This window comes from Streptomyces aureus (assembly GCF_001418135.1).
GTDB lineage: Bacteria > Actinomycetota > Actinomycetes > Streptomycetales > Streptomycetaceae > Streptomyces > Streptomyces aureus_A.
The window spans coordinates 1-14,195 of the sequence record NZ_LIPQ01000304.1 but is presented as its reverse complement, the minus strand read 5'-3'; the positions used below and the strand labels follow the sequence as shown (position 1 = coordinate 14,195).

Genomic DNA, 14,195 nt, shown 5'->3' with positions numbered 1-14,195 from the left:
CCGTGCGCCTCCGCGATCGACCGCACGATGGACAGTCCGAGCCCCGCGCCCGGCCCCATCCGGTCCCGCCCCTCGCCGCGCCGGAAGGGCTCGAAGAGCCCGGCCACCTCGTCGGGCGGGACGACGGGTCCCGTGTTGGTCACCGTCAGGACGCCGCCCTCGGCCCGTACGTCGACCGTGCCGTCGGGCACGTTGTAGGCGACCGCGTTCGCGACGAGATTGCGTACGAGCTGCCCGAGCAGCACCCGGCTGCCCCGTACGACACCGCCGTCGGCCACCACGTACGCGTCCGCCCACTCCTCCTCGGCGAGCTCACCCAGCCGCACGTCCTCCCGTTCGGCGAGCCCCCGCTCGCTGCGGGCGAGCAGCAGCAGGCCGTCGATGAGGCGTTCGCTGCGGCGGTTGCTGTCGAGCAGGACCTGCCGCACGTCGCAGCTGTCGTCCAGACCCACCTGAATCGCGGCGCGCTGGGTGGCGAGGGGGGTGCGGAGTTCGTGGGACGCGTTGGCGATGAACCGGCGCTGGCTGTCGAAGGCGGTCTCCAGGCGGCCGAGCAGCGCGTCGATCGTGTCGCCGAGTTCCTTGAGCTCGTCGTCGGGCCCGGTGACGGCGATCCGGTCGTGCAGGTTGCGTTCGGAGAGGCGACCGGCGCGGGCGGTCATCTCGTGCACGGGCCGGAGCACGCGACCGGCGGTCCACCACCCGACGACGACGGCGCAGCAGGCCATGACGAGCAGGGCGAGGCCCGACCACATGAGCATCTGCTCGCCGGCGGCGCGGCTGATGTCGTCCCCCAGCTCGTACGCCTCGACGACGGCGACGCCGCTCGTGACGCCGCTCGCGGCACCGTTGGCGCGGGCCACGATCGCGTCGGTCTCGTCGTCCGTCCCGGCGAGGACGAGCAGGTTCACGACGAGCAGCAGCACCGTCCCGAGGACCAGGAAGGCCCCCCCGTACACGAGCGCGATCCGCGTCCGGATGGTGGAGCCGGACCCCAGGTATCCCGCGTCACCGCCCGGCCTCACAGCTGGTACCCCACGCCCTGCACCGTCCTGATCAGCGCCGGCTCGCCCAGCTTCCCGCGCAGTTTGCTCATGCAGACGCGTACGGCGCCGGTGAAGGGGTCCGCGTGGGCGTCCCAGGCGCGGTCGAGGAGCTCCTCGGCGGAGACGGCCGCCCCGTCGGCCTCCAGGAGGATCTGGAGGACGGAGAACTCCTTGGGGGAGAGGTCGAGGTCCCGCCCGTCGCGGGTGGCGGTCCGCCGGACGGTGTCCACGAGGAGCCCGTACCGCTCCAGGAGCGGTGGCAGGGCCGCGCGGGCGGAGCGGCGCCGCAGGGCGCGGACCCGGGAGACCAGTTCGGGAAACTCGAAGGGCTTGCCGAGGTAGTCGTCGGCGCCCAGGTCGAGGCCGGTGACGCGGTCCTCGGTGGCGGTGGCGGCGGTCAGCATGAGGATGCGGGTCGGGGAGCCCTCGGCGACGAGGCGGCGGGCGACGTCGTCGCCGTGGACGCGCGGCAGGTCGCGGTCGAGGACGAGGACGTCGTACGGGTGCAGCCCGAGGTGGTCGAGGGCGGCGTCGCCACTGTGGACGGTGTCGACGGCGAAGCCCGCGCGCCGCAGTCCGGTGGCGACGAGCTCGGCGAGGGGGCGTTCGTCCTCGGCTACCAGTACACGCATGCCCGTCATCCTCCCCGGCCCCGGTTTCGGGGCCGGCCACCGCCCCCACCGGCGGATGTGAGTGGATCTTCGTACGCCCGTTAGGATTTCGACCATGGCGGCCACTGGATCCGAGAAGCAGGGGGCGAAGGCGTTCTACGTCACGACCCCCATTTACTACGTCAACGACGCTCCTCACCTGGGCCACGCCTATACGACCGTCGCAGGCGACGTGCTCACGCGCTGGCACCGTCAGCGCGGCGAGAAGGTGTGGTTCCTCACCGGCACGGACGAGCACGGTCAGAAGATCATGCGCACGGCCGAGGCGAACGACGTCACGCCCCAGGCCTGGTGCGACAAGCTCGTCGAGGAGGCGTGGAAGCCCCTCTGGGAGCACCTGAACATCGCGAACGACGACTTCATCCGCACCACGCAGAAGCGTCACACGGACCGCGTCCAGGAGTTCGTGCAGGACCTGTACGACAAGGACGAGATCTACAAGGGCGGCTACGAGGGCCCGTACTGCGTGGGCTGTGAGGAGTACAAGCTCCCCGGCGACCTCATCGAGGCCGAGGACGGCACGAAGCTGTGCGCCGTCCACAAGAAGCCGGTGGAGATCCTCAAGGAGGAGAACTACTTCTTCAAGCTGAGCGAGTACGGCCCGAAGCTCCTGGAGTTCTACGAGGCGAACCCGGGCTTCATCCAGCCGGAGTCGGCCCGCAACGAGGTCGTGAACTTCGTCAAGCAGGGCCTGGAGGACCTCTCCATCTCGCGCTCGACGTTCGACTGGGGCGTCCCGGTGCCGTGGGACGAGAAGCACGTCATCTACGTGTGGATCGACGCGCTGCTCAACTACGCGACGGCCGTCGGCTACAACGAGAACCCGGAGAAGTTCGACGAGACCTTCCCGGCGAACGTCCACCTCATCGGCAAGGACATCCTGCGCTTCCACGCGGTGATCTGGCCGGCGATGCTGATGGCGCAGGGCCTGCCGGTCCCGGGCCGGGTGGCGGCCAACGGCTGGCTGATGGTCGGCGGCGAGAAGATGTCGAAGTCGAACCTGACCGGCATCAAGCCGCAGGACCTGACCTCGCACTTCGGCGTGGACGCCTACCGCTGGTACTTCCTGCGGGCGATCGCGTTCGGCCAGGACGGTTCGTTCTCGTGGGAGGACTTCTCCGCCCGCTACACGTCCGAGCTGGCCAACGACTACGGCAACCTCGCCTCGCGCGTCGCGGCCATGGTCGGCAAGTACTTCGACGGCGCGCTGCCGGCCTCGACGGCCGACGGCGACGCGGAGAAGGCGATCCACGAGGGCCTGGCCAAGGCCGTCGCGACGGCCGACGCGAAGATCGGCGAGGAGCTGGACTTCCAGGCCGGCATCCTGGCGATCTTCGACTTCGTGAAGCAGGTCAACGGCTACATCACGGAGCAGGAGCCGTGGAAGGTCGCGAAGGACGAGTCGGAGGAGGGCCGGGCCCGCCTGGCGACGATCCTCTACACGGCCGCCGAGTCCCTCCGCGCCGTCGCCGTCCTGCTGAACCCGATCATGCCGGAGACCTCGCAGGCACTGTGGGAGTCGCTGGGCGCCGAGGCGTCCCTGGGCACCCTGGCCGCGCAGCCGGTCCAGTCCTCCGGCACGTGGGGGCAGCTCCCCGCGGGCGCGACGGTGACGAAGGGCGCGGTGCTGTTCCCGCGTCTGGAGGAGCCGAAGAAGGACTGACGTCCCCTGCTGTACGGCGAAGGCCGCCACCCCCGCTCACGGGGGTGGCGGCCTTTTCCTCGCGGGTCACCAGGTCAGGGCGAGGGCGGCGACGGCGGGTGCCATGTAGACCAGCGGGAAGGGGGCGTGGCCGTAGGCGCGGGCCCGCAGCACGGTGATCACCGCACCGGCGAAGTACAGGATCAGCCCGATCGCGGCGAGGGTCCCGATCACCGGCACGTAGAACCCGACGATCAGCCCGGCGGCCCCGGCGGTCTTGGCGGCCCCGAGCCGGTTCCACCACGACCGCGGCACGCCGTACTGGGCGAGGGGCTCGACGACGAACGCGGCCCTGAAGAAGATCGCCGCGCCGGAGAACCCGGCCATGAAGGCGGCGACGGCGGTGACGACGACAGCGGTGGTGGACATCTCGGTGAACATCGCGACGGCTCCTTCAGCCTCTCCCGTGTCCGCCTCGACCGAGCCGGACACCGCACTGACGGAGCGGGGGGCGGATGTGTGACGGCCGGGGAATGCGACGCCTACACCCCTGCGGGTGACACAACCGGCCCACAGGCCGACCCGAGGAAACGCCCAGGTCCGGTGCCTGGCGTGGGCGGAGCGCCTCCCGCACGTCCGATCGGCCTGCCCCGAGGGCGACTCCGGGCGCGGGCTGCTGCTGGTCGGGGCGCCGGCCGACCGGTGGGGCGTCGAGCCCGGTGCCATGCCCAGGAGGACCGTATGGGCCGAACTCGATCTGCCGCATCCCTGACCTGCGACGACGACTCGGCCACCGGGTTCCGGAAAACCGGGATCCGGTGGGTCGGGCCGTCCTTCCAAGGAACGACGAGAGAGAAAGAAACCTCGCCAAACCCCACCCTTTCCCGCCCCGGGGCACAGACTCACTCATGCGAGTGAAAGGCACCAACTCGGCTGGATTCGGGACGGGTTACCTGCAATACGCTCAGCCCGATCGGCATATGCCAGCAGACATGAGTCAGCCCCCGCCGGGAGCGCAATCCCAAGGCGAGGGCCTGACCACTAGGAAGTTCGGAGCTTCCCCATGGGTACCCAGAACACTAGCGCGCGCACCTCCTCCCCGTCCCGTAAGGGCGCGGAAAACCACCCCCGTAAGCGCACCCGTGTCGGCGGCGTCATCCACCGCAACGTCCGGCACACCACCCGCTTCACCGTGGTCGGCAACCACCTCGCGCAGCACCACTCGCTGTCGCTCGTCGCGATCGGTCTCTCCACGCACATCCAGTCGCTGCCCGCCGGCTCTCCGGTCGACATCAAGACGCTCGCCGAGAAGTTCCCCGAGGGGACCACCCGGATCGCCTCCGGTCTGCGCGAGCTGGAGGTGTACGGCTACCTGCTCCGTACGCGCGAGCGCACCGAGGACGGGCGGATCGTCACCCGTACCGTCTCCTGCAACCAGCCGGGCCGGATCGGCGACGACGAGGACCGGGCGCACCCCGAGCCCGAGGCCGCGCCTGAGCCCGAGCGCCGGCCCCAGCCCCAGCCCGAGCCGCAGGCCCGCCGTACGGAGCCGCGCGCCGAGCCGCAGGCCCGCCGTGCGGAGCCCCGCCGCCGGGCCCTGCCCGCCGTGCCGCAGCCCGCGTACCCGGCGCCGGACCTTCTCGTCACCGCACTCGACGTCCTCGCCGGCCTCCGCCGCGAGGACCCCCGCCTGCACCTCTCCGCCACCGACGCCGAACACCTCGTCCCGGGCGTCGCGGCCTGGCTGGAGCGCGAGCTCACCCCCGACGCCGTCCGCCGCGTCCTCACCTTCGACCTGCCCCGCGAGCCCCTGCGCCGCCCGGCGGCCCTCCTGGCCCACCGCCTGGGCGCCCAACTGCCTCCCCTGCCGCCCTTCCGCGCCCCGGGCGCCACCCCGGCCGTCCGGCACCCCTTCCAGACCTGCGACCTCTGCGACCTCGCGTACCGCGCCCCCGAACCGGGCACGTGCGGGTCCTGCACGCCGGAGACATGACGGAATCAGGCCTATGGCCGCCGCTCCTGCGAAGGGCCGCGTGGCAGCATGCGCGAGTGGAAGAACCGTCCGTGACCGGCGTTGAATTCCTCGCCTCCTTCGTCACCACCGGAAAGCTGCACGGCCTCCGCATCGGGTCGACACTCGACGAGGTGGACCGGGCATTCCGTCATCCCTTCGTCGATGTCGTCGGCGAGCAAAGGGAGTGGCTGCGGCGGGACCACGGACTCGTCGAGTTCGCCTTCAACCCGCAGCCGGAGCCGGAGTGGGTCGTGGCCACCGCGTCGATCCAGTTGCACCGGCTCGCGTCGGACGAGGACCTGGCTCGGACCTGGGCCCGGAACACGGGCGTCGAGTTTCCCCGATACACCTCCTGGGAGGAGGTGCGCGACGAACTCTCCCGCACGCACGGCGTCCCGGAGCTGAAGATCACCGGTCAGGGCGGATTCCTCCAGTACCGCGCCGCTTCCTCCCGTGTCTCCGCCTACGTCGTGGACGCGGGGGACGAGGAGCGCGGTTACCGCGTCGGCAACGGCGACGTGTGGGGTCTCGATCTGTGGGCGCCGTTCCGGGCGGGCTGACGAACGCCCTGGCGTCGGGGCACCCGGACGGCGGAAGGCGGAAGGGCCCGGGATCCGAAGATCCCGGGCCCTTCGTCCGCTCAAGACGCGTGACTACCGCGCCGCGTCCGGGTGGACCGCGTCCGTCACCGGGCGGTCCTCCGCCGGCTTCGGGGCGGCCTTCTCCACCGGCTTGCGGAGCTGGAGGTTCAGCTCGCGCAGACGGGACTCGTCCAGCTCCGTCGGGGCGCCCATCAGGAGGTCCTGGGCGTTGCCGTTGAGCGGGAAGGCGATGGTCTCGCGGATGTTCGGCTCGTCGGCCAGGAGCATCACGATGCGGTCGACGCCCGGGGCGATGCCGCCGTGCGGCGGGGCTCCGTACTCGAAGGCGCGGAGCATGCCGGCGAACTCCTGCTCGACCGTCTCGCGCGAGTAGCCCGCGATCTCGAAGGCCTTGAACATGATCTCGGGCTCGTGGTTCCGGATCGCGCCCGAGGAGAGCTCGATGCCGTTGCAGACGATGTCGTACTGCCAGCCGAGGACGTCCAGCGGGTCCTGGGTCTCCAGGGCCTCAAGGCCGCCCTGCGGCATCGAGAAGGGGTTGTGCGAGAAGTCGATCTTGCCGGTCTCCTCGTCCTTCTCGTACATCGGGAAGTCGACGATCCACGCGAAGCGGAAGACGTTCTCCTCGAACTGGCCGGCGCGCTTGGCGGCCTCGACCCGGACCGGGCCCATGATCTTGGAGACCTCGTCGAACTCGCCCGCGCCGAAGAAGATCGCGTGACCGGGCTCCAGGCCGAGGCGCTCGGTGAGGACCTTGACGTTCTCCTCGGTGAGGAACTTGGCGATCGGGCCGGTCAGGGCGTTGCCCTCGCCGACGCGGACCCAGGCCAGGCCCTTCGCGCCGAGGGAGACGGCGAAGTCGCCCAGCGCGTCGAAGAACTTGCGCGGCTGGTCGCCCGTGTTCGGGACGGCGAGCGCGCGGACGTGCTTGCCGGCGAAGGCCTTGAACTCCGACGCCTCGAAGACGTCGGAGATGTCGACGAGTTCGAGGGACGTGCGCAGGTCGGGCTTGTCGTTGCCGTACTTCAGCATCGACTCGCGGAACGGGATCCGCGGGAACGGGGAGGTGACGTGGCGGCCGCCGCCGAACTCCTCGAAGAGCTCCGTCATGAGCTTCTCGATCGGCTGGAAGACGTCCTCCTGCTCGACGAAGCTCATCTCGACGTCGAGCTGGTAGAACTCGCCCGGCGAACGGTCCGCGCGCGCGTCCTCGTCGCGGAAGCAGGGCGCGATCTGGAAGTAGCGGTCGAAGCCGGAGATCATCAGCAGCTGCTTGAACTGCTGCGGCGCCTGCGGCAGCGCGTAGAACTTGCCCGGGTTCAGACGGGACGGGACGACGAAGTCGCGGGCGCCCTCGGGGGAGGTCGCGGCGAGGATCGGGGTCGCCATCTCGTTGAAGCCGAGGGCCACCATCTTGGAGCGGATGGAGGCGATGACGGCGGACCGCAGCATGATGTTGCGGTGCATGCGCTCGCGGCGCAGGTCGAGGAAGCGGTACTCCAGGCGCCGCTCCTCGTTGACGCCGTCGTCGGCGTTGATGGTGAAGGGGATCTGCTTCGCGGCGCCCAGGACCTCGACCTCGGCGGCCTCGATCTCGATCTCGCCGGTGGCGAGCTCCGGGTTGACGTTCTCCGCGCCACGCGAGACGACCTTGCCGTCGACGCGGACGACGGTCTCCTTCGTCAGCTTGTCGAGGACCTCGGCGGCGGCGGTGCCGGGCCGGGCGACGAGCTGCGTGATGCCGTAGTGGTCGCGCAGATCGATGAAGAGGATGCCGCCCAGGTCGCGCCGATTGTGCAGCCAGCCGCTCAGCCGGACGTCGGTGCCGACGTCAGAGGCGCGGAGCTCGCCGCAGGTGTGGGACCTGTACCGATGCATCGTCGTTCATCCAGTCTTCGGGATCTGTGGTCGTGGGGCGCCACCCCGTGGCCCATGTCACAGATGTCACAGGACACGCGGGCAGACCCACCCAGAGTACCGGCCGGGCCGAGATCGGTTTTCGAATACGCTCAGTGGCGATCTGGTGTCCGATATTCATAAAGTGGGGCAATGCGCACCGAGGACGTCCTGGCCGCGATCGCGACCGGCCTGTGGCGCTGGGACAACGCGTCCGGGATCGTCTCGCTCGACGCCGAGGCCGCCCGGCTGCTCGGGTTGCCCGCCGAACCCGTTCGGCTCACCGAGGCGGCCGTCCGCTCGCGTTTTCACCCCGTCGACTGGAACGAGATCGACGGCGTCGTGAACCTCGCCGTCGCCGAGGGGACGCTCGCCGAGGCGCGGCTGCGGATCATGGACGAGCACGGCCGGGTGATCCGTACCGTACGGAGCAGGTCGAAGCCGCTCATCGAGGGGAACGACTACCAGCTGGTCGGCACCCTTCAGGAGGTCGCCGAGCAGGTTCCGGGGACCGCCGCGCACACCCCCATCACGGGTGACTGGCGCCGGTCCCGCGAGGCGTTCCTCCTCGACGCCGGGCGCGCGCTCGCGGAGGCCCGGTCGACGGCCGAGGTGCTGCGGGTGGCCGCCTCCCTCTCGATGCCCGGGTTCTCGCCGGACGGGCTCGCGGTCTTCGGCGTGGCGGGCGACCGGCTGACGGTCATCGGCCATCACGGGCACAGCGAGGGCGACGAGGGCCCCTTCTCGTCGATGTCGCTCGACACCGACTACCCGGCGGCGGAGGTCGCGCGGACGGGCCGGGCGATCTATCTGCCGACGCCGGACGAGTACCTGCGCCGCTTCCCCGTGACCTGGCCGCTCGCGCAGCGCTTCGGCCGCCGTTCCTGGGCCTTCGTGCCGCTGGTCGTCGCCGGCCGCACGATGGGGGCCTGGATGGCCGCCTTCAAGCATCCGGTGGCCTTCACCCCCGACGAGCGGTCGGTGCTGACGACGGTCGCCCGGATGCTCGCCCAGGCCCTCGCACGCGCGGGCGTGGCCGAGTCCGAGCGCGAGCTGTCGCTCGGACTGCAGCGGACGATGATGCCGGTCCTCGGGCCGGGCATCCCCGGCATCCAGGTGGCCGCGCGGTACGTGCCGACCGGCGGCGGGCTCCAGGTCGGCGGCGACTGGTACGACATGATCCGGCTGCCCGGCGGCGCCTCCCGCACCGGCGGGCGCGGCGCCGGGCGCATCGCCCTCGTGATCGGCGACGTCCAGGGCCACGACGTGCGGGCGGCCGGCCTGATGGGGCAACTGCGGATCGCCCTGCGCGCGTACGCCTCCGAGGGCCACCGGCCGGACGCCGTCCTGTCCCGCGCCTCACGTTTCCTGTACGGGATCACCGACGGCGACGACGGGGAGGGCGAGGCCGGTCCGCGCTTCGCCACCTGCCTCTATCTGGAGGTCGACCTGGACAGCGGGACCGTCGACATCGCGCGGGCCGGGCATCCGGACCCGGCGGTCCGCATGAACGACGGAACGGTTCTCCTGAGGCCCACCGCGGGCGGCCTGCCCCTCGGCATCGACCCCGACACCGACTACCCCACCACCCGGCTCACCCTCGAACCCGGCGAGACCCTGATGATCTGCACCGACGGCCTCCTGGAGACCGGCGGGCACGACCTCGACACCGGCTGGGAGCGGGTACGCCGGCTCCTGGAGTCCCACGACGGCGAGGACCTGGAGGCGCTCGCCGACACCCTCGTGGAGGCCGTCCACGGCCCCGGCTCCCACTACACGACCGGGCCGCTCGCCGACCGCCGCGAGGACGACATCGCCGTCCTGCTGCTCTCCCGCCGGCCCGTCGGCACCGTCCCGCAGGCCCCGCGCCGCACCCTGATGACGATCGCGCAGGCCGAGCCGGAACGGATCGCCGCGGCGCGCGAGCAGGTACGGCAGCTGCTGCACGACTGGCGGGACGAGGAGCAGCTCGACTCGGCGGTCCTCATGGTCTCCGAGATGGTCACCAACGTCCTCGTGCACACGGACGGCGACGCGCTCCTCGTCGCCGAGGTGGCCTGCGGGGAGAAGGGACGGCGGCTGCGCGTCGAGGTCTCCGACGGGAGCGACGAACTGCCGCACAAGCGCCACCCGGGCGAGATGGCGTCGAGCGGGCGCGGCCTGGTCCTGATGGAGATGCTCGCGGACGCGTGGGGCGTCGACCCGCGCGGCGAGGGCAAGGCGATCTGGTTCGAGCTGACCGAACCGGACTCGGCACAGGGCTGCTGCGCGTAGCCCGCCGTGCGGGGCGGCCTTCCCGTGTGCGGGCGGGCTCCCCCCCCGTCCGGGGCTCCCGTGTGCGGGGCTCTCGCGTGCGGCGCAGACTGGTCTCGTACGGCCACCCGGGGGACTCGCCGGGGGGACCACGGAGCATGCCATGGACATCCACAAGGTCGGCAGTGACACCACCGTGCTTGCCGACAGCCTCGAAGTCCCGGGCATCGGGCACCTGCCCGTCAACGCCTATGTCGTCACCGCCACCGAGCCCGTCGTCGTCGACACGGGCGCCTCCCTCCCCGACCGTGACTTCGTCGCGGCGCTCGGCGAGGTCGTCGACCCGGCCGACGTGCGCTGGATCTGGCTCACCCACCCCGACCGGGACCACACCGGCGGTCTCTTCGCCCTCCTCGACGCCGCCCCGGACGCGCGGGTGATCACGACGTTCCTCGGAGCCGGCGAGATGTCCACCGAACGCCCGCTGCCCATGGACCGGGTGTACTTCCTCAATCCCGGCCAGGCCCTGGACGTCGGCGACCGCTCCCTGCACGCCTTCCGGCCGCCGCTCTTCGACAATCCCGCCACCGTCGGCCTCTACGACGACCGCACCCGTTGCTGCTTCAGCTCCGACTGCTTCGGCGGTCCCATGCCGAGTGCCGAGGTCGCGGAGAGCGGGCACGCGAGCGACCTCAAGCCGGAGGACCTGCGGCAGGCGCAGCTGCTGTGGGCGACGATCGACAGCCCCTGGGCGCACCTCGTGGACCCGGAGAAGTACCGGGCGACGATCGAGCCGATACGGGAGATGGACCCGGAGATCGTGCTGTGCACGCATCTGCCGCCGGCCGTACGGATGCTGGACCGGATGATCGGGACGATCGCGATGGTCCCGGACTCCGACCCCTTCGTCGGACCCGACCAGGCGGCCCTCGAAGAGCTCCTGGCCTCGTTCCAGCCGGGCGGTCCGGTGCCCGCCTAGACGGTGCCCGAGGATTCCCCCGGGGACTCGTGGGGAGCCCCGTACCGCGTCCGCAGCTCGCCGAGGATCCCCGTCGCCGCGGCCGTCAGCGGTACGGCGAGGAGCATGCCCAGGATGCCCGCGACGGACGCCCCGGCCGTGATCGCCAGCATCACCGCGGCCGGGTGCATCTGCACGGTCCGGCTCTGCACCATCGGCTGGAGCAGGTAGCCCTCGATCATCTGGACGGCCAGGACGATGCCGAGCACCCACAGGGCGATGGCGAAGCCCCGGTCCGCGAGCGCGACGAGGACGGCGATCGCACCGGAGAGGAAGGCGCCGAGGTACGGGATGTAGGCGGTGACGAAGACGAGCGCGGCGAGCCCCACCGCGCCGGGTACGTCGAGGACGACGAGGCCGAGCCCGATGAGGACCGCGTCGACGAGGGCGACGAAGGTCGTCCCGCGCATGAAGCCCTCGACGGCCTCGAAGGCGCGGCGCGCCATGGCCTCGACGAGGTCGCCGGTGGTGTGGGGGGCGAGGGCGCGCAGGGCGCCGACGGCCCGGTCCGAGTCCCGCAGGAAGAAGAAGATCAGGACCAGGGAGAGGGCGGCGGTGGCGAGCATCCCGCCGACGACGCTGAGGCCCGTGACCACGCCGGACGCGGCCGTGCCGCCGAACTCCTTCAGGAGGCCCTCGGCGTTCTTGGCGAGGTCGTCCAGGGAGGTCCCGGCCGGGCCGAGGTGCTCGGCGATGTCGGTGGCGGCCTGCCGGAGCGAGGCGAGGATCTGGTCGCCGGTCTCGATGAGCGCGGCGACGACGATGTACGTGGCTCCGCCGACGACCGCGAGGACGGCGACGACGGTGAGCGCGGCGGCGGACGACTTGCGGACCTTCATCCGGAGCAGGCGCCGGTAGAGGGGCCCGAGGAGGGCCGTACCGAGGATCGCGAGCAGGACGGGGGTGACGACCGTCTCGAAGACGACGCACAGCCAGATGCCGACGGCGGCGACCCCGGCGGCGAGGAGCACGACGACGCACCAGGCGGCGACCCGGCGGGCGGGTTCGGGAAGGAGCGGGGACGACGTCTGCACCCGACCACCGGACCACGCGCTCCGGCGTGTCGTCGCGCGAGGACCGACCGTACGGGTGACGGGGCGTCAGCGATCCCGTCCGTAGGGACCTCACGCGTGCCGCGCCCTCGTACGGCTCCACGCGCGCGTACGTCGTACGACCCCACACGCGCGCCCTTCGGACGGACCCTCACGCGCGTACTTCGCAGAGCCCCCGCGCCCTTCGCAGAAACCCCGCGCGCGCCCTTCGCAGAGACCTCCACGCGCGCGCGTACGGGGCCGGGCGCGCCGCCCGACCCCGTACCGGGTCCCGCCGTTCCTACTCGCCCATCCCGTGGACCGCCGGGATCGTCCCGAGGCGGCCCGCCTGGAAGTCCTCGAAGGCCTGGCGGAGTTCGGCCTGGGTGTTCATGACGAACGGGCCGTAGTGGGCCATCGGCTCACGGATCGGCCGGCCGCCGAGGAGCACGACCTCCAGGTCCGGGGTGTTCCCGTCCTGCTTCTCGTCGGCGCGCACGGTCAGCGAGCCGCCCTGCCCGAAGACGGCGGTCTGGCCCGTGTGGACCGGGCGCCGCTCCGCGCCCACGCTGCCGCGGCCCGCCATGACGTACGCGAGGCCGTTGAAGTCCTCGCGCCACGGCAGGGTGATCTCGGCGCCGGGGCGCAGGGTCGCGTGGATCATGGTGATCGGGGTGTGGGTGATCCCCGGTCCGTCGTGGCCGTCGAGCTCGCCCGCGATGACGCGGAGCAGCGCACCGCCGTCGGGGGAGGTGAGCAGCTGGACCTGGCCGCCGCGGATGTCCTGGTAGCGGGGGGCCATCATCTTGTCGGCGGCGGGCAGGTTCACCCACAGCTGGAGGCCGTGGAAGAGGCCGCCGCTCACGACGAGGGACTCCGGCGGCGCCTCGATGTGGAGGAGGCCGGAGCCGGCCGTCATCCACTGGGTGTCGCCGTTGGTGATGGTGCCGCCGCCGCCCTGGGAGTCCTGGTGGTCGAAGGTCCCGTCGATGATGTAGGTGACGGTCTCGAAGCCCCGGTGGGGGTGCCAGGGCGTGCCCTTGGGCTCTCCGGGCGCGTACTCCACCTCACCCATCTGGTCCATCATGATGAACGGGTCGAGGTACTGGTGGTTGATCCCCGCGAAGGCGCGGCGGACCGGGAAGCCCTCACCCTCGAAGCCCGAGGGAGCCGTGGTCACGGCGAGTACCGGGCGCGCGGCGGCGTCGGCCCGGGCGGCCACGCGCGGCAGGGTGAGCGGGTTCTCGACAGTCACTGCGGGCATGACGGACCTCCTAGAGCGGCCTTCTCCGACCTTGATACGTCCACTTTAGTTGAACGGTGAACTTCTTGCCACCCAGAACGCGGAACGCCCGGGAGTAATTCCTCCCGGGCGCTCTCCCACGTCTTGGGCCAAGCCTGCGTCAGCCGTACATCCGGCGCATCGCGAAGTCGACCATCTGCTCGACGGCCTTCGCGTCGAAGACCATCCGGTGGTCGCCCTCCATGTCGAGGACGAAGCCGTAGCCGGTCGGCAGCAGGTCGATCACCTCGGCGCCGGTGATCACGAAGTACTTCGACTCCTTGCCCGCGTACCGCCGCAGCTCCTTGAGCGAGGTGAACATCGGGATGACCGGCTGCTGGGTGTTGTGCAGGGCCAGGAAACCGGGGTTGTCGCCGCGCGGGCAGTAGACCTTCGAGGTCGCGAAGATCTGCTGGAAGTCCTCGGGCGCGAGCGTGCCGGTCGTGAAGGCGCGGACCGCGTCGGCGAGGGAGGGCGGCGAGGGCTCCGGGTAGAGCGGGGGCTGCTGCCCGTACCCGCCCTGCATGCCGCCCTGCATCCCACCCTGCATGCCGGCCTGCATCCCGCCCTGCTGCGGCGGGGCGTACTGCTGCTGGGCACCCGGATTCTGCTCGTAGCCGTACATGGGGCCAGCCTATCGACCCGGGGACGGTCGCAGCACTGGGCACAGGTCACTCACGGCCCGCCCCACCGCCCGCACGCGCCGCCGCAGCAGGGCGGGATGCAGGCCGGCATGCAGG

General features: G+C 71.4%; 12 protein-coding genes. 5 read left to right on the top strand and 7 right to left on the bottom strand.

The window, feature by feature from the left end; all coding sequences use genetic code 11:
- Both AOK00_RS24455 and AOK00_RS24450 read right to left on the bottom strand, forming a co-directional pair.
- On the bottom strand, positions 1-1,025 hold a 1,025-nt coding region (locus tag AOK00_RS24455; protein ID WP_055602438.1), incomplete at its 3' end, for a HAMP domain-containing sensor histidine kinase.
- On the bottom strand, positions 1,022-1,678 hold the full coding sequence (locus tag AOK00_RS24450; protein ID WP_055602437.1) for a response regulator transcription factor: 657 nt from the start codon (positions 1,676-1,678) through the stop codon (positions 1,022-1,024). The genes AOK00_RS24455 and AOK00_RS24450, both read right to left, overlap by 4 nt.
- 94 nt (positions 1,679-1,772) lie before the next feature.
- Here AOK00_RS24450 and metG point away from each other — a divergent pair, with 94 nt between their 5' ends.
- Positions 1,773-3,380: a methionine--tRNA ligase gene (metG, locus tag AOK00_RS24445; protein ID WP_055602436.1), complete on the top strand. Its 1,608-nt coding sequence runs from the start codon at positions 1,773-1,775 to the stop codon at positions 3,378-3,380.
- Positions 3,381-3,446: 66 nt separating this feature from the next.
- Here metG and AOK00_RS24440 read toward each other — a convergent pair whose 3' ends face one another.
- Positions 3,447-3,800, bottom strand: coding sequence for a DoxX family protein (locus tag AOK00_RS24440; protein WP_254047479.1), 354 nt, complete (start codon positions 3,798-3,800; stop codon positions 3,447-3,449).
- Positions 3,801-4,422: 622 nt separating this feature from the next.
- Between AOK00_RS24440 and AOK00_RS24435 the strand changes: the two genes are divergently transcribed.
- Both AOK00_RS24435 and AOK00_RS24430 read left to right on the top strand, forming a co-directional pair.
- The gene (locus AOK00_RS24435) at positions 4,423-5,352 is read left to right on the top strand and encodes a hypothetical protein (protein ID WP_055602435.1); all 930 of its coding nucleotides are present in this window, start codon (positions 4,423-4,425) and stop codon (positions 5,350-5,352) included.
- A 71-nt stretch (positions 5,353-5,423) separates the two neighbouring features.
- Complete coding sequence (locus AOK00_RS24430) at positions 5,424-5,933, top strand: hypothetical protein (protein WP_055602434.1); 510 nt, start codon at positions 5,424-5,426, stop codon at positions 5,931-5,933.
- Between the two features lie 93 nt (positions 5,934-6,026).
- Here AOK00_RS24430 and aspS read toward each other — a convergent pair whose 3' ends face one another.
- Positions 6,027-7,853 (bottom strand): aspartate--tRNA ligase, encoded by a 1,827-nt coding sequence (gene aspS / locus AOK00_RS24425; protein ID WP_055602433.1) that lies wholly within the window; start codon positions 7,851-7,853, stop codon positions 6,027-6,029.
- A 171-nt stretch (positions 7,854-8,024) separates the two neighbouring features.
- On the opposite strand from aspS, the gene AOK00_RS24420 reads away from it, so the two are divergent.
- Positions 8,025-10,145 (top strand): SpoIIE family protein phosphatase, encoded by a 2,121-nt coding sequence (locus AOK00_RS24420; RefSeq protein WP_055602432.1) that lies wholly within the window; start codon positions 8,025-8,027, stop codon positions 10,143-10,145.
- 142 nt (positions 10,146-10,287) lie between these two features.
- The gene (locus AOK00_RS24415; protein WP_055602431.1) at positions 10,288-11,103 is read left to right on the top strand and encodes an MBL fold metallo-hydrolase; all 816 of its coding nucleotides are present in this window, start codon (positions 10,288-10,290) and stop codon (positions 11,101-11,103) included.
- Here AOK00_RS24415 and AOK00_RS24410 read toward each other — a convergent pair.
- The 3 genes from AOK00_RS24410 to AOK00_RS24400 form a co-directional block, all read right to left on the bottom strand.
- Complete coding sequence (locus AOK00_RS24410; RefSeq protein WP_055602430.1) at positions 11,100-12,176, bottom strand: AI-2E family transporter; 1,077 nt, start codon at positions 12,174-12,176, stop codon at positions 11,100-11,102. The genes AOK00_RS24415 and AOK00_RS24410 overlap by 4 nt on opposite strands.
- A gap of 298 nt (positions 12,177-12,474) precedes the next feature.
- Positions 12,475-13,437, bottom strand: a complete 963-nt coding sequence (locus tag AOK00_RS24405; protein WP_055602429.1) for a pirin family protein — start codon at positions 13,435-13,437, stop codon at positions 12,475-12,477.
- Positions 13,438-13,576: 139 nt separating this feature from the next.
- Positions 13,577-14,080, bottom strand: coding sequence for an SseB family protein (locus AOK00_RS24400; protein ID WP_030321391.1), 504 nt, complete (start codon positions 14,078-14,080; stop codon positions 13,577-13,579).
- Positions 14,081-14,195: the final 115 nt, after the last annotated feature.